22 protein-coding genes are annotated in these 24,272 nt (G+C 66.4%); 10 read left to right on the top strand and 12 right to left on the bottom strand.

Features of this window, described 5'->3' with window-relative positions; genetic code table 11:
- Window positions 1-38: 38 nt before the first annotated feature.
- Together IEX33_RS08735 and IEX33_RS08740 are read right to left on the bottom strand one after the other, a co-directional pair.
- Window positions 39-476: a VOC family protein gene (locus IEX33_RS08735; protein ID WP_104186015.1), complete on the bottom strand. Its 438-nt coding sequence runs from the start codon at window positions 474-476 to the stop codon at window positions 39-41.
- Window positions 477-517: 41 nt separating this feature from the next.
- A complete protein-coding gene (locus IEX33_RS08740; protein ID WP_188729432.1) occupies window positions 518-1,390 on the bottom strand; it encodes a universal stress protein in 873 nt (290 codons plus the stop codon).
- A 154-nt stretch (window positions 1,391-1,544) separates the two neighbouring features.
- Between IEX33_RS08740 and IEX33_RS08745 the strand changes: the two genes are divergently transcribed.
- Window positions 1,545-2,315 (top strand): SDR family NAD(P)-dependent oxidoreductase, encoded by a 771-nt coding sequence (locus tag IEX33_RS08745; protein ID WP_188729434.1) that lies wholly within the window; start codon window positions 1,545-1,547, stop codon window positions 2,313-2,315.
- A gap of 28 nt (window positions 2,316-2,343) precedes the next feature.
- Window positions 2,344-3,804 carry a DUF5129 domain-containing protein gene (locus IEX33_RS08750; RefSeq protein WP_188730106.1) on the top strand — a complete coding sequence of 487 codons (1,461 nt, stop codon included), beginning with the start codon at window positions 2,344-2,346 and terminating at the stop codon, window positions 3,802-3,804.
- Between the two features lie 49 nt (window positions 3,805-3,853).
- Here the strand turns inward: IEX33_RS08750 and IEX33_RS08755 are convergent, their stop codons facing one another.
- The 4 genes from IEX33_RS08755 to IEX33_RS08770 are packed head-to-tail and all read right to left on the bottom strand — an operon-like array spanning window position 3,854 to window position 7,441.
- Window positions 3,854-5,020, bottom strand: a complete 1,167-nt coding sequence (locus tag IEX33_RS08755; protein WP_188729436.1) for an ABC transporter permease — start codon at window positions 5,018-5,020, stop codon at window positions 3,854-3,856.
- Window positions 5,017-6,171, bottom strand: coding sequence for an ABC transporter permease (locus IEX33_RS08760; protein ID WP_188729438.1), 1,155 nt, complete (start codon window positions 6,169-6,171; stop codon window positions 5,017-5,019). Before IEX33_RS08760 ends, IEX33_RS08755 begins: the two co-directional genes overlap by 4 nt.
- A 19-nt stretch (window positions 6,172-6,190) precedes the next feature.
- Window positions 6,191-7,153: an ABC transporter ATP-binding protein gene (locus IEX33_RS08765; protein WP_188729440.1), complete on the bottom strand. Its 963-nt coding sequence runs from the start codon at window positions 7,151-7,153 to the stop codon at window positions 6,191-6,193.
- Between the two features lie 15 nt (window positions 7,154-7,168).
- On the bottom strand, window positions 7,169-7,441 hold the full coding sequence (locus IEX33_RS08770; protein ID WP_188729442.1) for a YegP family protein: 273 nt from the start codon (window positions 7,439-7,441) through the stop codon (window positions 7,169-7,171).
- A gap of 174 nt (window positions 7,442-7,615) precedes the next feature.
- On the opposite strand from IEX33_RS08770, the gene IEX33_RS08775 reads away from it, so the two are divergent.
- The gene (locus IEX33_RS08775) at window positions 7,616-8,083 is read left to right on the top strand and encodes a DUF1003 domain-containing protein (protein ID WP_188729444.1); all 468 of its coding nucleotides are present in this window, start codon (window positions 7,616-7,618) and stop codon (window positions 8,081-8,083) included.
- A 67-nt stretch (window positions 8,084-8,150) separates the two neighbouring features.
- Here IEX33_RS08775 and IEX33_RS08780 read toward each other — a convergent pair whose 3' ends face one another.
- From IEX33_RS08780 to IEX33_RS08795, 4 genes are all read right to left on the bottom strand, one after another.
- Window positions 8,151-8,660 carry a flavodoxin domain-containing protein gene (locus tag IEX33_RS08780; RefSeq protein WP_229675301.1) on the bottom strand — a complete coding sequence of 170 codons (510 nt, stop codon included), beginning with the start codon at window positions 8,658-8,660 and terminating at the stop codon, window positions 8,151-8,153.
- A gap of 23 nt (window positions 8,661-8,683) precedes the next feature.
- The gene (locus IEX33_RS08785) at window positions 8,684-9,154 is read right to left on the bottom strand and encodes a GyrI-like domain-containing protein (protein WP_188729446.1); all 471 of its coding nucleotides are present in this window, start codon (window positions 9,152-9,154) and stop codon (window positions 8,684-8,686) included.
- Between the two features lie 89 nt (window positions 9,155-9,243).
- Window positions 9,244-9,615: a DUF5655 domain-containing protein gene (locus tag IEX33_RS08790; protein ID WP_229675302.1), complete on the bottom strand. Its 372-nt coding sequence runs from the start codon at window positions 9,613-9,615 to the stop codon at window positions 9,244-9,246.
- A gap of 14 nt (window positions 9,616-9,629) precedes the next feature.
- On the bottom strand, window positions 9,630-10,100 hold the full coding sequence (locus IEX33_RS08795) for a pyridoxamine 5'-phosphate oxidase family protein (protein WP_188729448.1): 471 nt from the start codon (window positions 10,098-10,100) through the stop codon (window positions 9,630-9,632).
- A 141-nt stretch (window positions 10,101-10,241) separates the two neighbouring features.
- Between IEX33_RS08795 and IEX33_RS08800 the strand changes: the two genes are divergently transcribed.
- The 7 genes from IEX33_RS08800 (at window position 10,242) to IEX33_RS08830 (ending at window position 22,593) form a co-directional block, all read left to right on the top strand.
- Window positions 10,242-10,724, top strand: coding sequence for a pyridoxamine 5'-phosphate oxidase family protein (locus IEX33_RS08800; RefSeq protein WP_188729451.1), 483 nt, complete (start codon window positions 10,242-10,244; stop codon window positions 10,722-10,724).
- Window positions 10,725-10,860: 136 nt separating this feature from the next.
- On the top strand, window positions 10,861-12,675 hold the full coding sequence (locus IEX33_RS08805) for a heavy metal translocating P-type ATPase (protein ID WP_188730110.1): 1,815 nt from the start codon (window positions 10,861-10,863) through the stop codon (window positions 12,673-12,675).
- 66 nt (window positions 12,676-12,741) lie between these two features.
- Window positions 12,742-13,206 (top strand): universal stress protein, encoded by a 465-nt coding sequence (locus IEX33_RS08810; RefSeq protein ID WP_104186003.1) that lies wholly within the window; start codon window positions 12,742-12,744, stop codon window positions 13,204-13,206.
- Window positions 13,203-15,752: a cation-translocating P-type ATPase gene (locus IEX33_RS08815; protein WP_188729453.1), complete on the top strand. Its 2,550-nt coding sequence runs from the start codon at window positions 13,203-13,205 to the stop codon at window positions 15,750-15,752. Before IEX33_RS08810 ends, IEX33_RS08815 begins: the two co-directional genes overlap by 4 nt.
- A 140-nt stretch (window positions 15,753-15,892) precedes the next feature.
- Window positions 15,893-18,307: a phosphoenolpyruvate synthase gene (gene ppsA / locus IEX33_RS08820; protein ID WP_188729455.1), complete on the top strand. Its 2,415-nt coding sequence runs from the start codon at window positions 15,893-15,895 to the stop codon at window positions 18,305-18,307.
- A 42-nt stretch (window positions 18,308-18,349) separates the two neighbouring features.
- Window positions 18,350-21,571, top strand: a complete 3,222-nt coding sequence (locus IEX33_RS08825) for an HAD-IA family hydrolase (RefSeq protein WP_188729458.1) — start codon at window positions 18,350-18,352, stop codon at window positions 21,569-21,571.
- Entirely contained in the window at window positions 21,568-22,593 is a 1,026-nt protein-coding gene (locus IEX33_RS08830) for an ATP-dependent 6-phosphofructokinase (RefSeq protein WP_188729460.1), read from the top strand. Before IEX33_RS08825 ends, IEX33_RS08830 begins: the two co-directional genes overlap by 4 nt.
- Before the next feature lie 95 nt (window positions 22,594-22,688).
- Here IEX33_RS08830 and IEX33_RS08835 read toward each other — a convergent pair whose 3' ends face one another.
- A complete protein-coding gene (locus IEX33_RS08835; protein WP_188729462.1) occupies window positions 22,689-23,111 on the bottom strand; it encodes an Hsp20/alpha crystallin family protein in 423 nt (140 codons plus the stop codon).
- Window positions 23,112-23,214: 103 nt separating this feature from the next.
- Window positions 23,215-24,228 carry a zinc-dependent alcohol dehydrogenase family protein gene (locus IEX33_RS08840; RefSeq protein WP_188729464.1) on the bottom strand — a complete coding sequence of 338 codons (1,014 nt, stop codon included), beginning with the start codon at window positions 24,226-24,228 and terminating at the stop codon, window positions 23,215-23,217.
- Window positions 24,229-24,272: the final 44 nt, after the last annotated feature.

Consider the following 24,272-nt stretch of genomic DNA (forward strand, 5'->3'; position numbering starts at 1 on the left):
CTAGGTCCCGGTGGCCAGGATTGTGCCGTCCGCGGGTGTCAGTCTTTCTGCAGTTTCTCGGCGAGCATCACGATGATTCCGCTGGGGCCGCGGAGGTACGTGAGCTTATAGGCGTCGCCGTAGGTCGCCACGCCGCGCAGCGGATGGCATCCGTGCTTCGCGGCTGCCTCAAGGGCTGTGTCCAGGTTGTCCACCGAGAAGGCCACGCGGTGCATGCCAATGTCGTTGGGGCGGGTTGGATTGGTCTGGTTCGCTTCGGGGTGGATGTATTCGAAAAGCTCAAGTTGACCACGGCCGTCCGGGGTCTGGAGCATGGCAATCCTGGCGTGGTTGCCATCCAGCCCGACGGCCGTATCCGTCCACTCGCCGCTGACCGTATCGCGGCCGACGACCGTGAGCCCGAGGTCGGTAAAGAAGGCAATTGCTGCTTCAATGTCGCGGACGGCGATGCCGACGTTCTCGAACTTGATGGCCATGCGTTGAAGCTACCAAGGCCGAGCCACCAGCTCCAGTGGCCTTATTGTTCTCCCCTGATGCGGGCGGTTGTGCCGCGGCGTGAGATGAGGACCGGGCCATATGCGTGGTGCAGGACAGCATGGGCGGTGGAACCTATCGTTTCCCTGAGGAGCCCTTGGCCCTTGGTGCCCACAACCAGCATTCGTGCACCTTCCGACGCTTTGAGGATGGCATGGGCGACTGAGGTATCGGTGAGCACCTTTCCGTCCACTGCAACTGTAGGGGCGAGGGTGCGGGCACGGCCAATGGCGGAACCGAGGACCTCCCTGGCGGCAGCCTCGGCGTCAGGCATCCCGCGATGCCCGTACCCGGGCGGCGTGTGGTGGACATGGACCACGGTGAGGCTCGCCTGCCAGGCAAAGGCGAGTTCACAGGCGTCCTCAAGCGCAGTGGGGGACCCCGTTCCGTCCACCGCGACGACGACGGGCCCGCCGGGGTGGAGATCAGGCCTAATCACTGCTACCGGACACGTTGCGGTGGCCGCCAGCTCCAGGCTTACGGATCCCACCAGGAGTCCCAGGAACCCGCCCAGGCCCCGGCTGCCGACGACGATCATCTCCTCGCCGGAAGAGATCTCGGCAAGATACGATGCGGGCAATCCATGCAACAGGGTGCCTTCAACCTTCAGCCCGGGTGCCGCCGCCTCGGCACGGCTGATGCCCTCCTCGAGAATTGCCTGCGCCGCCCGCTCCAGCCCGCTGTCCGCAACACCAGGAACCGGGCCGAGGTTCCTGGTCAGCAGCGGCCAGATGGAGCAGTGCACCACAAGAAGGGTGCGGTTGCGCAGCTGCGCCTGTTCCGCCGCCCAGTGGATGGCGGTTGCAGCTTCAGCCGAACCGTCATAGCCGGCAACGATGGACCTTGAATCCTGCATAGCTTCTGCGCTCCTGGTCAGGGGACTTTCGGCCCTGTGGTGGCTTCTTCTGGGACTGCATGCTGGTGGCGTGGGTTCCTGTGTACCCGCTCAACCAAGCAGAGCACCACACAGCAGCGGTAAGCAACACATGCTGAGGATTGAGGAGCACCGCATGGCTGTGTGGCAGGAAAACATCACGCCGGGCCGGTTCGAGGGCCAAACGGTTATTATCACCGGTGCCGCATCCGGGATAGGACGTGCAACTGCCCTGCGTGTTGCCCGTGAGGGCGGCCGTGTCATCGCAAGCGACCTGAGCGGGGAAGGCCTGGACAAGCTGGCAGCCGACTACTCGGAGCTCGGTTTAGTACCGGTTGCCGGTGACATCAGCAAAGAGGACGCGGTGCAGGGCGTGGTGGCCGCCGCCGGCGGACGCATCGACGCGCTGGCCAACGTGGCAGGCATCATGGACAGCTTCCAGCCCGTGCATGAGCTCGACGACGGCGCGTGGGAGCGGGTGCTGGACGTCAACCTGACTGCCGTCATGCGCCTCACAAGGGCCGTGGTGCCGGTGATGCTGACGGCGGGGTACGGCTCAATTGTGAACGTCTCCTCCGAAGCGGGCCTGCGCGGGTCGGCGGCAGGTGCTGCCTACACCGTCTCCAAACACGCCCTGATCGGCCTGACCCGCAGCTCAGCGGTCATGTACGGCCGCCGCGGGATCCGGGTCAATGCAGTAGCCCCCGGCGGCACTAAAACCAACATCCATGCAGAATTCAAGTCCCAGCTCGGCGCCGAGGTCCTTGGCCCCCTGCTCCAGGCAAATGTGCCGCCCATCGCGGAAGCCGGGGAAGTCGCCGCCGGGATAACCTTCCTGCTCAGCAGGGACGGCTCCAACATCAACGGCGTGGTGCTTCCCTCCGACAACGGATGGAACGCCGTCTGAGCGTGCAAGGAGCAGCTGGATGTCTTCGATGAACACCGCAGTGCACAGGCTCGTGGGCCTGCTGCTGGTCCTGGCAGCGTTATTACCGGCCGGAGCGGCCGCCGCTTTCGCCGATCCGCCGGTGTCTGTGGAAGTTCAGGACACGGCGGGGGTGCTGGACCGGAACACGCTGATTCCGGCCCTTGAGGGGATTGACTTCTACGAGCCCACGCGGGTTGTCATCTACACGTACAACGGCAGCACCGAGGACAACCTCAACGAAGAAGTCCTCAGGTTTGCCCGGAGCGAGCATCCCGAGTGGATCAGCTCGGACGGGCAGAAGTGGGCTGATGGGCTCTTCATTTTTGCCCTTGATCCGGTGGGCCGTCACGTTGGAACCTACATGGGCGAGGACCGGAAGGTGTCCCTTGAACAACGGAGCGACATCCAGGACGCGGCGAAGGATCTCCTCCGTGACGCGCAGTGGACGGACGGAACCGTGGCGGGGGTCCGCCGTGCGGCCGAGCTCATCAACCAGCCGTGGTACCTGTCCGCGGCGTTCCTGGTCACCGCCTGGGTAACCGCCGGAACTGCAGCCCTGGGCGCGGCCGCCTGGATCACTGTGCGGGCCGTCACCAGATCCTCCAGCCGTAAAGAGATTGAGCGCGGTGACCAAAGCTACGCCAACGTCAGCATGGACCTTGAGGTGACAGAGCTGAACGCGGGCACCATTCCCGAAGCCTCCCGGTACGGAGGCCATGTCCTCGAGAAGCACCGCACTTTCCTCAACCGGTACAACACCGCCAGCCAGCTCTCCAACAAGGTGCATGCGCTGTCCAGCCGCGACCTGGGCCGCCGAAGGCACCTCAAGCTCACCCGGGAATACGCAGACGCGGCCTCCGAGCTCGACGCGCTGGACGATGTCATCGCCGACACCAACGCCCTCCTCAACAAGGCCGGCACGTGGCCTACGGCTTGGGACCGCCAACTCGCACCCTTCCGCAAGGATCTTGCCGGCCTGGAGCAACTCCTCACCAAGCGCCACGGGCAGGGGGACTCGACCACCGCGGCGGCCCTACGGTCCTTCCGGGACCAGAGCCACCGGGACATCGAACGCTGGACGGCGGAGCTGGCCGAAGAGAAGATCAGCCCCGAAAAGGCGCTCGACCGCCTCTACGACGCCCGGTCCCGGCTGGCCGTGCTGCTGGAAAATCATGCCCAGACAGTCATCGAGGGATTCGCGAAGAGCGAACGCGAGGCGCAGCTGATGCGCAAGGAGATGCAGGCGGCCCAGGACGGACTCAACCACAAAAGGCGGCGCAGCTACGAGCCCAGCATCCTGGGCACCGTATACCCGTCCTACCACTTCTTCTCCGTGGCCACCTTCAACTCCGGCCTCAACACGGGAGTCAGCAGCGTCAGCTCCGCCCGGGGCGGAGGCGGCAGCACCACCGGTTATGGAAGCAGCGGCGGAAGCTTCTCCGGTTCGGGCAGTTCATCCAGTTTCTAGTCCGGGCTTCCCGCCGGACATCACCCTGGAACGGGCCAAGCACCAGAAACTACAATGCCCGGCTGAGGCTCCGCTGCAGCAGGAATGACCCGAGTGCGAGCAGTGCCAGCGCCATTGCGGCGAGGACGCCGAGCTGCGGAAGGATATCCGCCAGGGTGCCGTCGTGCCGTTGGATAGAGGCGAAAGCGTCGTACGCCCAGCGGTGTGGCGTCACCCGGGAGACGGCCTGCAGCGTCTCGGAGAAGAACTCCGGGGGCACCATGGAGCCGCCCAACCCAGCCAGCACCAAACCCAGTCCCACCCCCACGCCGGACGCGGCGGCGTCGTTATCCATCAGCGAGCCGATTACCATCGCTGCTGCGGCCGAGACCGCGCAGAAGAACGCCAAAACCAACCCCGCCAGCAGGGGATTTCCCCAGTCAACGCCGAACAGCAGCGCCGTTCCCAGCATGATGTAACCGCCCTGGACGGCCGCAATGCCAAACCGTCCCAGCGCCTGGCCTGCGAGCGCCTGCCAGCTTGAAACGGGGCCCGTCATGACGCGCGCTATGACTCCTAAACGCCGGGCCTTGATCAGGGTGGCGGCACCCGTGAGGGAGCTCAGGAAGACAAACAGCAGGAGCTGCTGCGCGGCACCCAGGTCGAACCGGCCCAGCCCCTGGAAGACCTGCGTGACGTCGTTGGTGTCCACCAGCACCATCTGGGGCTGTTGCACCGATTCCTTCGCCTGCTTCAACGCTGTTGCAGCTTCCGTCGCGCCCACTCCTGCCGATTCGAGAAGGGACTGTTGCCTTCGGTCCGTGCTGACGGCCTGGACGGAGGCCCGCACCTCCTGGAGCACAGCCTGCGCGGCTGACTGCGACGCAGTCAGCACCTCAAGGTCCGCCGGCTGGCCGGCCGCGAAAGCCGCGGAGTCGTCGTCGCTGATGAAGATTCCGACATCAGCCCTTCCCCGGCTGAGCTGGTCCCGCGCCGCCCCGGCTCCGGCGGAGGACACCTGGACACCGTCTTTCTTCAATTGCTCCGAAAGGACCTTCGACAACTCTGTGCCTGAACCACCGGACAGGACAACGCGTGCCTGGCCGCTGTTGGCACCGAACTGGGAGCCCAGCAGCAGGATCAGCAGGAGGGGAAAGATGAAGACAAAGAAGATATTGGACCTGTCCCGCAGGAAGAGCCTGACTTCGACGACGGCGATTCCAAGGATGCTTCTCATCCCCGGGCACCCCTGTCCGGGAGCACCCGGGATGCCAGGGTGGCCACGGTGGCGAAGCCCAGCATCACGGCAAGGGGGACGGCCACGTCCGTCACTCCGCCTCCGCCTGCTGTGACGCCAAGGCCGCGGATGAAGGCAGCAATCGGGTTCAGGTCCATCAGCGTGGCCAGGAACCCCGAGGCTTCAATCGGGAAGAAGGCGCCGCCGGCGATACCCAGCACCATGGCCAGGATGGACTGGGCGATGTTGGCCTGTTCGGCGCTGCGGACAAGGCGGGCAACGATGAACGTCAGGCTCGTGGCCGCCGCGGCCACAGCCAGGACCAGGAGCGCCACCACCGCCGGTGCACCGAAGGAGACGCCGAACAGGATGCTTCCTGCTGCCAGCAGTATCGCAGTGGCCACTACGCCAAGAATGAATCCGACAAGGGCCTTGGCCGTGATAATCGTGCCGGGAGCCACAGGGGTGGATTGCAGCCTGGACAGTGTGCCCTCCTCCCGTTCGGCCAGCAGCCCCAGGACCCCGAAGCCGACGGTGAAGAGCAGGAAAAGCCCGGTTTGCCCCGCCACCAGCGTTCCCTTGAGTGACAGCTGCCCAGCGGACGCGTGGCCTTCCGACAAGGTCAGGGCAGGCGTCCCGGCCGCAGCCTGCTGGGCAATTCCGCCCAGGACATCGTGGGGGAGTCCGGCACTTTCGCCCGCCTCGGCAGCCTCGGTGCCTGCCGCGAACTGCCCCAGGAGCCCGTCCACCACGGAAATCAGGACGTCAGTTTCAATGCCGGCCGCATCCCCTTCAACCACCTGGACCGAGGGCGCCTGCCCGGACGTCACCGCCGTCGTAAAGTCAGCCGGGAGGATGATGCCAAGCTCAGCTCCCGTGTCCTTGGTTTCCCGGCTGACATCGCTGGCAGCGACCTTTCGGACGGTCACGTCCATGATGGGCAGTGAGTCCACCGCTTCCAACAGAGCGTCACCGAGCTGCCCGCTGTCCTCCGAGCTGGCAACGACGACGGCGGGCTTCAGGTCGACGTTCCCGGTATCGAAGCCGCCGAAGGACAGGTTCAGGACTCCCATGAGCGCGAGAGGGACAACGAGGGAGAAAATGAAGACGGATTTGTCCCGGATCCGCTGCCGGAGGTCATTGGCGACCATCGTCCACAGCCCGCGCACGTCAGTCCCGCAGGGCTTTGCCGGTCAGGTGCAGGAAGACGGATTCAAGGTCGGGCCGGACGATTTCCACGGAGGACAACGCCATCCCCGCTCCGCCCGCTTCGGCCACAACAGGGGCCAGGAGGCCCGGGCCGTTGTGCACCGTGAGCGTCAAACCTGACGCGCCGCCGTCGACATGCTTTACCCCTGGAAGCCGCCGCAGCGCCGAGGCAGCTGCACCGGTGTTTCCGCTCCCGTGCAGGTCGATGCGGTCCACCCCGCCGGTCAGCTCCACCAGTTCGCCCCTGGTGCCCTCCGCCTGGATCCGGCCTTCGTCGATGATGGCGATCCGGTCGCACAGCCGTTCCGCCTCTTCCATGTAATGGGTGGTATAGAGAACCGCCATCCCCTCCGTGGCAAGCGCCTCCACCGATTCCAAAATCGAGTTCCGGGACTGGGGGTCCACCCCCACCGTTGGTTCGTCCAAGATCAGCAGGGTGGGCCGGTGCAGCAGTCCGATGCCGATATTCAGCCGGCGCTTCATCCCGCCCGAAAACTTCTTGGTCTGCTCACCCGCCCGGTCCGCAAGGCCGATGAGGTCAAGGACCTCCCCGGTGCGGGCCTTCAGGTCCCGGCCACTCAGTCCCTGGAGCCGGCCAAAGAACTGGAGGTTCTCCTTCGCCGTCAGGTCCGGGTAGATGGCAAGATCCTGGGGGACCAGGCCGATGTGGCTTTTCAGCCGAGTGCTCGCCGGCGTCATGGCCGAACCGGCCAGCTCGATGGATCCCGTGTCGGCGGGAATGAGCCCGGAGACCATGCAAATGATGGTGGTCTTGCCTGCGCCGTTGGGACCAAGCAGCCCGTACGTTTCACCGGCCCCGATATGGAAGGAGACATCGTCGACGACGGTATGGTCGCCATAGCGCTTGACCAGGCCTTTTACACCCAGGACCTGGGTCCTCTGCATCCGAACGTCTGCCGCCACTGGCCGAACGGATTTCTAAGCGGCACCGAGCGAGTTTGCCTTGCCGGCAAGGCGCGGGCGGACGTGGTGCGCACGCTTGGGCGTCCTGGTCCTTGCAAGGTTGGATGACGGAGCGAGGTCACTGATCAAACCCGTTCCGGCGCACTCGCGGACATCCTCAATGGCCGCGGCAGCCTGGTATTTGTCCGGGTACTGTCCGGACACCGCCAGCACGGTTCCGTCCGGCGCGACAAGCCTGAACCTGATCCGCGCATCCTCATCGGCAAACAGCTCGAACGTTCCCGCCATAAATGTGCTCTCCCTCGATGGTCTTGCATCCGGCCTCTGTCCACCGTGCCAGAGGACGAGGCAATCCATTAGGGGCCAAGGTCCCGTTATGGGTGTTCGCCGGGGGTCAACCCCGCCAAGGTCTGTCCGCACATCAGTCCAGCGGGGACCGCGGAGGCCGCATACCCTAGGCACATGAGCGAGCGAAGAAGTACGTGGCATGCGCGGCACAAGGAGGGCCTGAGCCGGGGTGAGCGGGCGGCTGACGTCCTCCGCAACGGCATGGGCAGCTGGACTTTTGTGGGTCTGTTCCTCGCCGCCATGGCGGCGTGGGCCGGGTACAACACGTATGTCCTGGCAGCAGCAGCCTGGGACCCCTATCCCTACATACTCCTCAACCTTTTCCTCTCGATGCTTGCCGGACTCCAGGGCGCCATCCTGCTGATTGCCGCCAAACGCCAGGACGCCATTGCGGCGGCGATGGCACGCCACGACTACGAGACCGATGTGCAGTCAAAGTCAGAGCTGGACCGGCTGATGGCCATCAATATCCAGCAGCTCGAAATGCTGGAGGAGCTCCGGGCCATGCTTGGGAAGCCTGCTGTCCCGCAGCCCGGGGTCCTGCAGCCTGGTGCGCCGCGGCAGGCAGACGGCGGCAGTTAGCCCGCCTGGGCAGGTCCTGGTGCGCCGGAACCCGGTGTGGGCTCGCTGCCTGATTTCAGTTCGGCAGCTATGTGGTCAGCCCATGCATCGACGGCGTCCCAATTGCGGAGTCACCCGCCGGCAGTGCTTCCCTGGACGCCGGAGCGAGCCGGATCAGGCGCTCGCCGATGCCGACCGGTGGAGTATCCGGGTTCCACGCACCAAAAAATACTTCTTCACCGCTGGGCTGGAGCAGCGTCTGAAGTTCCGAAAACTCCTTAGGCCGCGCACTTTGCAGGACATCTTCGCCGTTCTTGTCGACGGCGTCGTTTCCGAGCGGGCCGCTGCTGAAAAGCCACACCTTCCGGTTCTGCAGTTCCTGCTGGTGCCGTTTGGCAAAGGTTGTGGCATCCTTCAACCAGTGCGCCATGTAGGCGGCGCCGCCCAGCACCACGGCGTCGTACAAAGCAACGTCGTCCACGTCGGTCACCGAATGAGCCTCTGCCGGGATACCGTCCGCGGAGAGACGGGAGGCGATGCGTTCGGCTATGCCGGCCGTTGCACCATGGCGGGTTGCGTACGCAACAAGGATTCTCACCGGACCTCCTGGGGCCAGGGCAGTCACGCGAAGGGCCAGATGACCCGTGTCTGCCACTTTGCGGGGTCGGGTTCCGTTTCGGGGTCGCTCAGGTAGTACTCCCACATAACGTCCCCCGGGGTGAGGCCTTCCGCCTGCATCTGGCCAAGGACCGCGTTGTATGTGTTTTCCAGGGTGTCATAGGGCCCGATATGCATGGCCTCAAGGGCGTCAGTTTCCGGCAGCGTCCCGCCGGCCACTCCATCGGCGTCACTGAAGTGCCCAGCCATGGGAAAGCCCGCTTCCACGTCAACGGTCTCGCCGGGCTTTCCCCGGTAAAGCGCGAAAGGAGGGCCCGCGGGGGCCGCACCCTGCTTCTGGGCTGCTGCCATGACCGTCCCGAAGGCCCTGCCGAAGAAATCCGTCAGTGAGTCCATCCGGACGCGTTCACGCACGACGGCGACCGGCTGCTCAGCGAGGTGGACTTTCCTGGGGTGCGCACCAGAGTCATTCATAGCTCCAGCCTGCGCCGTTGGCACCGGGCCTGACAGGGCCTTAGGACTCTAAACTGTCCGGCCCGCGGGGCGGAATTGGGCCCGCGCATTCAGCCTGCAGCCTCGTACGCCTGGCGCATCCATTGCTCCACCTCGCCGTCGAGTTGGCTGCTGTCCAAAAGCTCAAGGTGGTGCATCCAGATCCCGGCGGCAGGGTGCGCTGTCTCCTTGAAGCGGGGCGAGCCGATCTCGTGGGGAAGCGCCAGCGACAGCACCACAGGAACCACGGACCTGACGTACTTGCCCGGGCGCCACAGATACGCAAAGCCCCTGCGGCGGCGGAACGAGACCTGGCTCTTTGACACACGGACCGTCATGGGTCCGATTCCGGACGCCATGCGTTCTGCCGCATCGTAGATGTTCCGGGCAGCGCCGGAACCCTCGAAAAAGCGGTCAACAGTCCAGGGCTCGCCGCCTTGCACCGGAACGGCTGTGGCTATTCGAGCCCTGCGCGGGTGGCTTCGTTCAACGGTGTCTGCCAGGTGCCGGTGGCTGACAGGGTGAACCTCCGGCCCGTCACCGACTGCGGAATAATCCTGATCAGGTGGTCCTGCCCGACGCCCTGCCAGGGAAAGAGCCCCCGGCGTGTCTCATTCAGGGCGGGGGACGCGGCGTCGTCCTGCACAGCCTCGCCCTTGACCACAACACTCCAGGCCAGGCCAAACTCGGCACTCACGCTGTCCGCCTCCAGGGCAACCATCGAGTTCGCTTCAATGGCCTGCAGCTTTGTTCCGCTGCCCGTCCGGAAGACCAGGCCCTCGCCGTCGCGCTTGAAACTCACCGGGAACACGTCGGGCTGTCCGTCGACGACGACGCCAAGCCGTCCAATACTCGTTTGTTCCAGCAGTCTCCAGCACTCATCGGACTCGAGGATTTCTGCTTCAGGAGCGATTTTCTTGTCGGTCATGCCAAGATCCTAAGGTGCGGGCCACATCCCTGACAGGGCCCAAAGACCTTTGACCTGGCCGCCGCCCCTGGCCGTTTCCGGGGGCGGGCCCGGGCCTAAATGCCCTAGCGGTCCCGGCGGGGCGGCAGTATTTTCAGCTGTATGCGCAATACCTCACCGGAACGGGACGCCCCATCCGCAGTGGAAGTCCTGGGCACCAACGACTGCTGGGATCTCCTGCGCGGGGTTTCGGTGGGCCACCTGGCCGTCCTGGTGGACGGCCATCCGGAGATCTTCCCCGTGAACTACAAGGTGGATCACGGATCCGTGGTCTTCCGCACCGGAGAAGGGACGAAGCTCCACGCCGCGGCCCAGCCCACTGCCGTCGCGCTTGAAGCGGACGGCACTGGCCAGGACAAACGAACCGCCTGGAGCGTCCTTGTGAAGGGCCACGCCGAGGTCCTTGAGCCCTCACCGGAGCTGATGACCGGTGCCGGCCTCACCCTGTTCCCCTGGCAGGCAGGCCACAAGGACCACTTCGTGCGGATCATTCCGACGGCGGTAAGCGGCCGGCGCTTCACCGTCACCTCCCCGCTGACCTGGTGGAGCCATCTGGACGTTCCGACGCAGGCGGGCCTTGCCTGAGGGAAAGCCGGCAGCCCCGCCCGGCACCCCCGCACCGCCGCAGCCGGACGCCGGCTCTGAAGAGCCCGGCACGTCGCTCCCCGGCCGGGCCTCCGCGCTGATCCGTCAGTACCCCCTGGTGGCACTGACGTGCCTGATGCTCGCCGTCACCGGAATCATGCTGCAGTCCGGACTGGAACAGCCTGCCCGGCTCGGCGCGTCTGTTTACGCCGCCGCCGTCGCCGTCATCCGTGCGGTAGCGATGTTCCGCTCGCTCCGCGAGGGCCGCTGGGGGATCGACATCCTGGCGCTGATGGCGATTGCCAGCACCGTGTGGGTGGGTGAGTACCTAGCCGCCCTTGTGGTGATCCTCATGCTGTCCGGCGGGGAAGCGCTCGAAATCTTCGCCCAGGGACGGGCAGCGCGTGAACTGAAGTCCCTGCTTGACAGGGCTCCCCGCTTCGCCCACCGCGAGGCTGCCGGATCAGTCCTGGAGGAAACACCCGTGGGCGAGGTTGTTCCCGGCGATGTGCTGGTGGTGCGCCCCTCCGAGCTGGTTCCGGTGGACGGGGAGCTCCTGTCCGACGCCGCAAGCCTGGATGAATCGTCGCTGACGGGGGAGAGCCTGCCCGTGGAGCGGGTCCGGGGGGACCTCCTGCTCAGCGGCTCGGTCAACGGCGAGACGGCCATCAGGATGCGGGCGGCCGCCACAGCCAAGGATTCACAGTACAGCCGCATCATCGCCCTGGTGGAGGAGGCGGCGTCCAGCCGGGCCCCGGTGGTCCGCCTGGCCGACCGGTACGCAGTTCCCTTTACCGCGCTGGCAATCCTCATGGCCGGAACCGCCTGGGCCCTGTCCGGGGATCCCGTGCGCATCGCCCAGGTCCTGGTGGTGGCAACACCCTGCCCGCTCCTGATCGCCGCGCCCGTGGCGTTCCTCGCCGGCACCAGCCAGGCAGCCCACAGGGGCATCATCATCAAGAACTCCGGGACCCTGGAGCAGCTGGCCAAAGCCAGGACGGCGGTCTTCGACAAGACCGGAACGCTGACCTCAGGGCGCCCCGTGCTGGACACGGTCCAGGTTGCCCAGGACCAGGGAGCAGGTGCTGCGGTGGACGCCGGGCGGATCCTGCAGCTCGCCGCCTCAGCCGAGCAGTACTCCTCGCATGTCCTGGCGGCCTCGGTCATCGAAGCCGCCGCCCGGCACAACCTTGAGCTCCTCCCCGTCACCCGGGCCACAGAACATGCCACCCAGGGCGTGGAAGCCATATGCGGCGGGGACAGTGTGGTGGTGGGCAAGGCGGGGCTGGTCCGGAACTCATCCGCAGGCTTCCGGGAAGCTGCATTGCAGAGCGGCCAACTGGCCATCTATGTCGCCGTCAACGGGAGCTATGCCGGAGCCCTGATCATGAAAGACCCGCTGCGCACCGACGCAGGCGAGACCCTTGCCCGGCTGCACCGGCTGGGGGTCCGGCACACCATGCTGCTGACCGGCGACGCCCACGGAACTGCGGCGCACATCGCCGAGGAAGCCGGTATCCGGAATGTGCAGGCTGACTGCCTGCCGGAGGACAAGGTCAACGCGGTGGCAGCCGTCCGGGAGCGCCCCGTCATCATGGTGGGCGACGGCGTCAATGACGCCCCCGTCCTGGCAGCCGCGGACGTGGGCATCGCCATGGGGGCAAAGGGTGCCACCGCCGCGAGTGAGTCGGCGGACGTCGTGATCATGCTCGATGACCTGTCCAAGGTGGCCGTGGCGGTCGAAATCGGGAAGCGCACGGTAGCGGTGGCCCTGGTGAGTATCTGGACAGGAATAGGCCTGAGCATCGGCCTGATGGCCGTGGCCATGACGGGCTACATACCTGCAGTCACCGGTGCCCTCCTGCAGGAACTCGTGGACCTTGCCACCATCCTGAACGGGCTGAGGGCGCTGCACGGGGCCCGGCCGCGGAAACCCCCGGGCCGGGGCTGATCCGGCAGGCCCCGGCATGACCTTCGGCCCTTCCGCACTCCGCCGGCAGTGGCGAATGTGGTGGGTATGAACGCAGAAACAGTGTCCAAGCCTGTGATCGTGGGCGTCGACGGTTCCGAATATTCCTCCGCCGCCCTGCGGTACGCCGGAACCCTCGCCGCACGCCTGGGTGCGCGGCTGGAGGTCATCACCTGCATCGGCATGCCCGATTACCTGGTGGTGGCCCACCTCGAAAACGCCGAGCATCCCTTGACGGCGAGGCTGGAGGACACCGCCAGCCGCCTGGTTGAGGACGCCCTGGGCCGGGCATTCACCGGGGACCGGCCGCAGAACATCGACGTCACCGTCAAGTTCGGGCCGCCCGGCAAAGTCCTCGTGGAAGAGAGCCGGCGGGCGCAGCTGCTGGTTGTCGGCCGGCACGGTGAGGGCGGATTCCTCGGCACGTCCATGGGATCGGTCAGCAAGGCCTGCGCAGCGCATTCCGCGTGCCCGGTGCTCCTGGTGGGCCAGGAGGCGGACGACGTGCCATGACGGCGGCGGGCCTGACCTCGGGCCAGGCTGCAGAACTCCTGAAGCAGGCAGGACCGAACCTTCTCCCTGCCGAGGAGCCCGTACCGCAGTGGCGGAAACTCTGGGGGGAGCTGACGCACTTCTTTGCCCTCATGCTGTGGTGCGCGGCAGCCCTGGCCTTCCTCGCCGACCTGCCGCAACTGGGCGTGGCGATCATCGTCGTCGTTCTTGTCAACGGGGTCTTTGCCCATATCCAGCAGGAACGGGCCCAGCACGCCGCGGCCAGGTTGCGGGGGCTGCTGCCGGCTGACGTCATGGTGCGGCGGGACGGACGCGTCCGGAAAGTCCACGCCAGTGAACTGGTGGTCTCCGACACCGTGCTCCTGACCGCCGGCGACCGCATCCCCGCAGACGTCCTCCTGTCCACGGCGCAAGCCTGCGCCGTGGACGAGTCGATGCTGACCGGCGAAAGCGATCCGGTGCCTAAAACGGGCGGTGACTCCGCCTGGGCCGGCACGTTCCTGGTCAACGGCGACGCCGAGGCCACTGTCACGGCCACCGGTGCCCGGACACGGCTGGCCGGGATCTCCGCCCTCACCAGCGGCGCGGTTCCCCCGCCTACCCCGCTGTCCCTGGAACTGCGCCGGATAGTCCGGGTGGTGGCATCCGTTGCCCTGGGGATCGCGGCCCTGTTCTTCCTGGTGTCCCTGCTGGTGGGGATCGAATGGCGCGATTCCTTCCTGTTCGCCATCGGCGTCGCCGTCGCGCTTGTCCCCGAGGGCCTGCTGCCCACCGTGACGCTGTCGCTGGCAATGGGGGCGCAGCGCATGGCCTCCCGCAACGCACTGGTCCGCAACCTCGAGGCTGTGGAAACCCTCGGCTCCACCACCTTCATCTGCACCGACAAGACCGGAACCCTCACCCAGAACAGGATGAACGCCGTCGAAGTTTTCACATCCGGCGGTTCGGTCCACATAGCGGGCGAGGGATACAACCCGGAGGGCACCGTCCAGGGGGACGGGCAGGAGAGAGCCGCGGAAACGGCGCTCGCGGCGCTCGCCGCCTCGCAGGGGCGGGCCGAACTGCATGACGGGCAATGGCGGGCATTGGGCGACCCCATGGAAGCCGCCATCGACGTGCTGGCGCGGCGGCTGGGCGTGGCAGGTGCCCGCATGGCGCCTTCGCGCCGCTTCGCCTTTGATCCTTCACGACGGCGGGAGTCGGCGATCGTGGGGCACGACCTTTTCTGCAAGGGCGCTCCCGAGGCCGTCCTTCCGCTGTGCAGCGACGTCGACGGCCCGGTGGCGGACCAGGTCCAGGCCATGGCCTCCCGCGGGCTCCGTGTCCTGGCCGTGGCGCGGCGGCGGCTCGATGGGCCGTCCGCCGACTGGGAGTCCCGCCCCGCCGGGGACATCGAATGCGGCATGGAGCTGCTGGGACTGATCGGGCTCCATGATCCGCCGCGGCCGGACGTGGGCGACGTCATCCGGACTGCCCGCAAGGCCGGACTCAAACTGGCCATGATCACCGGCGACCATCCTGCGACCGCAGCGGCAATTGCCCGTGAAATCGGGCTGATGGGGGTACCGGAATTCGTCCTGGAGGGCTCGGACCTTCCCGGGGATGAACAGCTGCTGGGGGCGCTCCTGGACCGGGACGGGGTAGTGGTGAGCAGGGTGTCCCCGGAGCAGAAACTCCGGGTTGCCAAAGCCTTGCAGTCCCGGGGCCATGTGGTGGCCATGACTGGCGACGGCGTCAACGACGGGCCGGCCCTCCGTGAGGCTGATATTGGGGTGGCCATGGGGTTGAGCGGCACCGACGTTGCCCGCGAAGCGGCCGACCTGGTGCTCCTTGACGACCACTTCGCGACCATCGTGGCAGCTATCGAGCAGGGCCGGGCCACCTACTCCAACATCCACCGGTTCCTCACCTACCACCTCACCGACAATGTGGCGGAGCTGACCCCCTTTGTGGTCTGGGCCCTCTCGGGCGGCCAGTTCCCGCTTGCGCTGGGCGTCCTGCAGATCCTTGCCTTGGACATCGGTACCGACCTGCTTCCTGCCCTGGCCCTGGGTGCCGAGCCGCCCGGCAAGCGGGTGCTGTCCCGGCCCCCGGAGCGCCGGCACCTGATGGACAGGCAGCTGATGGTGCGGGTCTTCTGCGTGCTGGGCCCGGTGGAGGCCCTTGTTGAAATGACCGCGTTCTCCGTTGTCCTTTTCGGCGGCGGCTGGACCCGGGGCGAGGCGCCGGATCCGGGGCTCCTCATGGCCGCGTCAGGGGCTGCCTTCACAGCGGTGGTCTTGGGCCAGCTGGCCAACGCCTACGCCTGCCGGAGTGCCACCGTGCCGCCGTGGAGGCTGGGGTGGGGCTCGAACAAGCTCCTGGCGTGGGCTGTCCTGGCTGAACTGGCCGTGCTTGCAGGCTGCCTGTACCTGCCGCAGCTCGCCGCCCTGCTGGGCCAGGCACCGCCGCCGGCGTCCGGTTTGTTCGTTGCCGCCCTGGCCGTCCCGGCGGTCCTGGCGGCGGACTGGGCCTATAAGGGCTTCAGGGGCCGCAGCGCCCGGTGACCCCGGCGTGTGATCCCCGCCCGTGGTCCCGTCCCTGTGGTCTGTCCCTCGGGGTTGGGAGGGAGTCCAGTCCTTGGACATGCGGCTGCTTGGGACCAAAGACTCTGCCCGGCCCTTCGGGCACGGCCCAGAATCAAGGCATGACTGCTCCCGCAACATCCCCGGCCGATGTCCACGTCAAGTGGTTCGAGGACACCGGGATCGGGGACATCGCGTCCGTGGGAGGAAAAAACGCGTCTTTGGGCGAGTTGAGCCGCTCCCTGCAGTCCGCCGGCGTGAGGGTTCCCGACGGGTTTGCCACCACCGCCGGCGCCTACCGCGCCTTCCTGGCTTCCAACGCCCTGGAGCCGCGCATCAGGACATACATCGAGGAGTACCGGGCCGGACGCGCAACGCTGCGCCAGGCGGGGGCGGCAATCCGGGAGCTGTTCCTGTCAGCAACGTTCCCGGACAGCATCGGCGAGGCGATCCAGGAGCGATACCGGCTCCTTTCCCGCCGGGCCGGCCAACGCGAGGTGTCCGTCGCAGTCCGCAGCAGCGCCACGGCCGAGGACCTGCCGGACGCCAGCTTCGCGGGCCAGCAGGAGACATTCCTCAATGTGGCGGGTGAGCGCGCCGTCCTCGAGGCGTGCCGGAACTGCTATGCCTCGCTGTTTACGGACAGGGCCATCAGCTACCGCGAAATGAAGGGCTACGACCACCTCGACGTGGCCCTGTCCGTGGGCGTCCAGCGCATGGTCCGCTCGGACCTCGGCGCCTCCGGGGTCATGTTCTCCATTGACACCGAGTCCGGCTTCCCGGAGGCCGTGCTTATCAGCGCAGCGTGGGGCCTCGGGGAGACCGTTGTCCAGGGGACCATCAATCCGGACAAATACCAGGTGTTCAAGCCGCTGCTCGCCGACGAGCGCTTCAGCCCCGTGATCGAGAGGGAACGGGGCGCCAAGGAACGCAAAATGGTCTACAGCCACGGGGGCAACGCGCGGACCCGGATGGTGGAGACCACCGAACGGGAACAGGAGTCCCTGGTGCTGTCCGACGACGAAGTGGTTCTGCTGGCGCGCTGGGCCAAGGCCGTGGAAGACCACTACGGGCGGCCCATGGACATGGAGTGGGCCAAAGACGGCGTGACGGGCGAACTGTTCATGGTGCAGGCCAGGCCGGAAACGGTGCAGGCCCAGCGCAGCAGCACGTCATTCCGGACTTACCATCTCCGGCAGCAGGGGCGGCTGCTGACCGCGGGGGCGGCCATTGGGGATGCCATCGCGGCCGGTCAGGCCTGCGTCATCCGGGACGCAAAAGACATCGAATCCTTCGTGGACGGTTCCGTGCTGGTGACCAGGATGACGGACCCGGACTGGGTCCCGGTCATGAAGCGGGCAGCCGGCATCGTCACTGACCACGGCGGCCCCACCAGCCACGCAGCGATCGTCAGCCGGGAACTCGGCGTGCCCGCCGTCGTCGGCACCCGGAATGCTACGGAAGCAGTGCCTGATGGCGCCCCCATCACCCTGTCCTGCGCCGAAGGCGAGGAAGGCCGCGTCTATGAGGGGCTGCTGGAGTTCGGCGTGGAAGAAGTGGACCTCGAGGCCCTTCCCGCCACCCGCACTGACGTGATGGTGAACATCGGCAGTCCTGCCGCAGCCTTCAAATGGTGGCGGCTGCCGGCGGCGGGAGTGGGCCTCGCGAGGATGGAGTTCATCATCAACAACCTCATCCGCATCCATCCCATGGCACTGGTCCACCCTGAAAGAGTGACAGATCCGGAGGAAGCCGCGCTCATCCGGAAGCTCACCAGCGGCTACGGCGACCCCACGGAGTACTTTGTTGACGTGCTGGCCACCGGGATCGCCAAGATAGCGGCGCCCTTCCACCCCAAACCGGTGATCGTCCGGCTCAGCGATTTCAAAAGCAACGAGTACAGCCACCTGATCGGCGGAGGGTTTTTTGAACGTCCGGAGGAGAACCCCATGCTGGGCTTCCGCGGAGCTTCGCGCTACTACAGCGATCACTACCGGGAAGGCTTCGCCCTCGAATGCAGGGCCCTCAAACGGGTACGCGAAGAAGTGGGGTTCGCCAACATCATCGTTATGGTCCCGTTCTGCCGGACCGTCCGGGAAGCAGACCTGGTCATCGAAGCGATGGCCGGCCAGGGACTGGTGCGGGGCAGTGCCGGGCTGCAGCTCTACATGATGTGTGAAATACCCTCGAACGTCGTGCTGGCCGAGCAGTTCGCCGAACGCTTCGACGGGTTCTCCATCGGCTCCAACGACCTGACCCAACTGGTGCTGGGGGTGGACCGCGATTCCGAACAGCTTGCCGGGCTGTTCGATGAGAGGGACCCTGCCGTCAGCGCGATGATTGCCCAGGCCATCGACAAGGCGCACGCCGCGGGCATCAAGATCGGAATCTGCGGGCAGGGGCCAAGCAACCACCCGGATCTGGCCGAATTCCTGGTCGCCCGCGGCATAGATTCCATCTCGCTGAACCCGGACACCTACGTGAAGACCCTGCCCGTCATCGCCGCAGCCGAGCAGCGGCTGGCCAGACAGGCCTAACGGCACTGTCAACGGCGGACGGCCTGCTGGTATCCCTGTCATATGACCGCGCCATCACCCACTGCCGCAGCCGCGAGGCCGCCCTTTGACGCCGTCATTTTCGATCTGGACGGGGTGGTGACCAACACGGCAATGGTCCATCAGGCGGCCTGGCGGGAGGCCTTCGAACAGATCCTGCAGGACCCCAGGGTGCCGGACACTGCCGACCGTTCACCCCTTTCCAAAGTTGACTACCGCACCTACATCGACGGCCTTCCCCGGGAGGAAGGCGTCCTGAAGTTCCTTGCTTCACGGGGGGTCAAAGTCGAAAATGGGTCTGACGGGGATGAGCCCGGCACCTGGACCGCATTCGGCCTCGGTGCACTGAAGAACCGGCTCTTCCAGGAGCGGCTTAAGCGGGACGGCGTCCAGAGCTACCCGGGAACGGTGCAACTGCTGCAGAGGCTTTCCGACGCCGGAGTCCCCACCGGGGTGGTCACGTCCAGCCGCAATGCGTCCTCGGTCCTGGACGCCGCCGGCATTCCGGATCTTTTCGGCGTGATCCTGGACGGGACTGCTGCAGCCAATTTGGGCCTCCGGGGGAAGCCCGCCCCTGACGTCTTCCTGGCGGCCGCGTTCCGCCTTGGGGTATCGCCTTCCCACTCCGTGGTCATCGAGGATTCGGTGGCAGGGGTCCTCGCAGCGCACCGGGGCGGGTTCGGCCTGGTGGTGGGCATCGACCGCACCGGAACGCGGCGGGAGCTCGAAGCCGCCGGTGCCGGCACCGTCCTCAATGACGTCCGCGAACTGGACCTGGGCCTTGTCCTTGGCGATCCCTGGCAGCTTGTCTATGAGGGCTTCGATGCAGGACACGAGGGCCACCGGGAAGCGCTGACCACCCTTGGCAATGGCTACCTGGCCGTCCGGGGCGCATCCCCGGAGGGCGGCGGAAGCATCCGGTATGCCGGCATGTACCTGGCGGGCGTCTTCAACCGCCTGGCCGCCGAAGTCGCCGGCGAAGTACTCGTGGAAGAACACATGGTCAACGCGCCTGACTGCCTTCCCCTGGACCTGCGGCTGGCGGACGGGCAGTGGTGGTCGGAAGGAGGCCTGGCGGTTATCCGCGAGCGCCGCACCCTTGATCTCCAGCGTGCGGTCCTGGAACGGCGGCTCCTGCTCCAGGCCGCGGACAAAAAGCGGATGGAAATTGTCCAGACCAGGTTCGTGTCCATGGCTGAACCCCACCTGCTGGGCCTTGAAACGAAGATCACGCCCTTGGGCTGGAGCGGTGCCGTGGAAGTGCGCAGCGGCGTCACCACGGGCGTCACCAACTCGAATGTCCCCGAACCGGCCTCCAGCCCGGGGGTTCACCTTGTTGACCGGACCATGGACGGCGGCAGCTTCAAGCAGCCTGCTCCGGAGGACGTTTCCGTGGTCGAGGCCGAGACGACCCAGAGCCTGATCCGGGTAGCCGTGGCATTCCGGACGAGTGTGTCCGGGGGAGCAGGCGCCGGCGGAACGGGCCCCGGCGGGACAGGCGCGGGGAAGCCCGGCAGCATCGGCCCCTTCCACTTCATGACATTCCGAGTGGCCCTCGCAGACGGAGCTGCAGCAAGAATCAACAAGACCGTCGCTGTGGCGACATCCCGCGACCGGGCGATCGCCTCGCCGGCCTCAGCCGCCGTGGCCGTGCTGGCCCGCGCAGGCGGGGACATCGACGCCCTCATGACCGCACACCAGGACGCCTGGCGAAGCGAACTCCATCCGTTCCTGGTGGACATCGAGGCTCCGGTTCAGGTGCGTCTTGTCCTCAACCTCCACATCTTCCATCTGCTGCAGACCCTCACGCGCCACACGGCGGAACTCGACGCCGGGGTCACTGCCCGGGGGCTCCACGGCGAGGGCTACCGCGGCCATGTCTTCTGGGACGAATTGTTTGTCCTGCCGCTCCTGACCACCAGGACGCCGGATGTAGCCCGGTCCCTCATCGAATACCGGTGGCGGAGGCTTCCGGCAGCCCGCCACGCGGCAGCGGTCCAGGGCCTCTCCGGGGCGCAGTTTCCCTGGCAAAGCGGGAGCGACGGTACGGAAGAAACCCCCAAGTGGCTCTACAACGACAGATCAGGCAGGTGGGTGAAGGACCACTCGCACATGCAGCTGCATTCGGGACTGGCTGTGGCCTTCAACGTCTGGCAGTATTTCCAGGCCACCCGCGACAAAGCCTGGCTCCTCCGCAAGGGCGCCGAACTGGTGGTCGAGGTTGCCCGGTTCTTCGCATCGCGGGCCGGGCACAGCCAGGACACCGGGCGGTACCACATCCGCGGCGTCGTCGGGCCAGATGAATACCACACGGGATATCCGGGCCGCACGGATCCCGGACTGGACGACAACGCCTACACCAACGCCATGGCTGCCTGGGTCTGCCTTAGGGCTGCGGAGATCATGGGCATCTTCCACGGGAACGAACTCGCCGGCCTGATGGAAAGGCTTGGCATCACCGGTGAGGAGGCAGCTGGCTGGGAGCAGGTGGGCAGGGCCATGTTCATCCCGTTCCACACGGACGGCGTCATCAGCCAGTTTGCCGGGTACGAGGAGCTCGAGGAACTCGACTGGGAACGGTACCGGGAAACCTATGACAGCATCGAGCGGCTCGACCTGATCCTGGAAGCCGAAGGTGACGAAACCAACCGGTACAAGCTTGCCAAGCAGGCCGATGTCCTGATGCTGCCCTACCTGCTGGGCCATGAAGGGGTGATCGCCCTGCTCCAGGAACTGGGATACGCGTTGACGGGCGACCAGTTGAACCGGACCATCGAGTATTACCTGGCACGGACTGCCCACGGGTCCACCTTGAGCCGGGTTGCCCACGCTTCCGTCCTTGCCGCGCTGGACGCCGACCGTGCCTGGGACAGCTTCCGGGAAGCGCTCGACGCCGACCTCGACGATACCCAGCACGGCACAACACGCACGGGCATCCACCTGGGGGCCATGGCGGGAAGCATCGACGTCATCCAGCGCAGTTTCGCCGGGCTGAGGCTCAGCGGCGACACACTCGTCTTCGCTCCCAACCTGCCCACCGGCCTCCGGTCCGTCGCCTTCAGGGTCCGGTACCGCGGGCATTTCCTGAACGTCGAATTGAAGGACGGTCGCATGAGGATTGCCTCGGCGGACGGGGACGCTGAACCCATCAGCGTGCGCGTCAACGGCAGGAAGGCTGCGCTCGCCGCCGGCCAGGTCAGGACATTCCGGCTGCCCATGCCGGTGGAGGGATCGGCCGCGTCGTGAAGAAACTCGGAATCCTGACAAGCGGCGGGGACTGCCCCGGCGTCAATGCAGTAATCCGCGGCGCCGTGCTGGGCGGTGAGGTTGTCCATGGATACGGGTTCGTGGGGTTCCGCGACGGCTGGCGGGGAGTCCTGGAACAGGATGTGGTTCCTTTGCCCCGGCGGAGCGTCCGCGGCATATCCCGGCTCGGCGGAACCATCCTGGGAACATCCCGCACCAATCCGCTGGAACGTGGCGGAACCGACGCGGTGCGGGAAAGCCTGCGGCGCAACGGCCTGATGGGCCTGATCGCCATTGGCGGTGAGGGGACGCTCGCCGCAGCGAAGGAACTCTGCGACCAGGGCGTCAACGTGGTGGGTGTTCCCAAGACCATCGATAACGATCTCGGTGCGACGGACTATACGTTTGGGTTTGATTCGGCCGTCCAGACTGCCACTGAAGCCATTGACAGGCTGAGGACTACGGGGGAGTCGCACCACCGGTGCATGATCGCCGAGGTCATGGGCCGGAATGCCGGCTGGATCGCCCTTCACTCGGGGATGGCCTCGGGCGCCCACGCCATCCTCATCCCGGAGCATCCGGTGTCACTGGACCAGATCTCCACGTGGGTGCTGTCAGCACGGGACCGCGGGCGGGCGCCCCTGGTGGTGGTGGCCGAGGCTTTTGCACCGGAGGGGCAGGAATCACCGTATGCGCCCCGTGGGCTCGATACCTTTGGCCGGCCCCGCCTTGGGGGCATCGGCCGGCTATTGGAACAACAGCTGCAGCAGAGCACCGGGATAGAAACGCGGGCCACCGTCCTGGGCCACATCCAGCGCGGTGGAGAGCCCACGGCCTATGACCGCGTCCTTGCCACGCGGCTGGGGCTGGCGGCCGTCGATGCGGCGGCGAATGGCTCGTGGGGGACCATGGTGTCCCTCCGCGGCACGGACATCGTCACCGTGGGCCTCGAGCTTGCGCTCGGAAGCCTGAAGGTGGTTCCCGAGGCCCGGTACAAGGAGGCGGCAGTCCTGTTCGGCTGAGGGCACCGGTGCTGACGCGACACTTGGCTGCAGGACACCTGGGTGGCGCGACGTGGCGTGACCGTGCCTGGCCCCGGAGGGCCAGGCACAAACCGTCAGCCTCTGCTGATCGGGATCTTCGATGCGGAAGCCACCTCTTGCTGGTCCGGAAGGGGAGCGCGGACTTCCAGGACGCCGTCTTTGTAGGAGGCGGTGACGTCACCCTGCTGCACCCCGCTGGGGAGGGGGAGCCGCCGGACGAAAGAACCGTAGCGGAATTCGGACCGGTAGCTGTCCTTGTCCTTGTGTTCCGTCTTCTCCTGCCGCTCGGCCTTGATGGACAGGACGCCGTCGGTTACGGTCACGTCCACATCCTTTTCCGGATCGATTCCGGGCAGCTCCGCCCGCACCACCAAGGTGTTGCCATCCACCATTTCCTCAACCCGGATTGCGGACGACCCCATCTCTCCTTCGAAGAGCCTTTCGATCACATCCATGGGGGAACGCCGGGAATCAAACCACTTCATCAGGTCAGTCATTGTTGCCTCCTGCTCATTGTGAGCCGGGCTGACGCATCACCCGGCATTAACACCATCCGCCCACTGCAGGTGCTGTTCCAGAGTCCAAGGTCCCACCTTGGCTTCACGCTTTTTCCGGGCGGACCCGCAGGACGGCAGAACCGGTAACCCTGTCCGCAGCGAGATCACCAAGGGCCGTGTCCGCGGCATCGAACGGGTAGGCGGTGGTGGTGGGTGCCAGCGGGATCCGGGCCGCGAGCGCAAGGAACTCACGCCCGTCAGCGCGTGTATTGGCTGTCACGCTGCGGACCTGGCGCTCGTAGAACAGGTGGTCCTCATAGTTCAGGGCTGGTATGTCGGTGAGGTGGATACCGGCAATCGCAAGTGTGCCGCCGCGGTCAAGGGCTGCGAGCGCGGCCGGCACCAGGTCGCCCACCGGGGCGAAAAGAATCGCGGAATCAAGCGGCACCGGTGGCTTGCCATACGCGCCGCCGGCATATTCAGCTCCCAGGTCCCGGGCAAGGGCCCGGGCCTCCTCAGACCGGGTCATGACAAAAACGGATGCCCCCTGGTAGATCGCCATCTGCGCGGTCAGGTGCGCGGAACTGCCGAAACCGTAGATACCAATGCGCCCCCCGGCCGGCAGGTTGGCGCGTTGCAGCGCACGGTAGCCAATGATGCCTGAGCACAGCAGCGGTGCTGCCTGTTCGTCGCTGAACACCTCCGGAATGAGGTAGGCAAAATCCTGGGAGACAGTGAGTTTTTGGGCGTAGCCGCCGTCCTTGTCCCATCCGGTGAAGACGGGCGCCGAGCACAGGTTCTCGTCACCCCGGCGGCAATACGTGCACGTTCCGCAGACGCCGCCCAGCCACGCGACGCCTACCCTGTCGCCCGGCGCGAAGCGGTGGGCGCCCGGGCCGGTTTCCACCACCACGCCCACCGCCTCGTGGCCCGGGACAACCCCGGGACGGCGTGGTTGCAGGTCCCCTTCGGCCAGATGGAGGTCGGTCCGGCAGATTCCGCAGACACTCACGTCCACCAGGAGTTCATTGGCCGCGGGCCTGGGGTCTTCGCGGAGGCCCCTGACCAGGGGACGGGTGGACATGGGGCCGGGGTGGCCCACCCACCATGCGAGCACCTTTACCTCCTTCTGCCGGGTTACTTAACAATGGCCCAGCTTCG

Origin of the sequence: Pseudarthrobacter scleromae, assembly GCF_014644515.1 — a bacterium.
In the GTDB taxonomy this organism is placed as follows: Bacteria; Actinomycetota; Actinomycetes; order Actinomycetales; family Micrococcaceae; genus Arthrobacter; species Arthrobacter scleromae.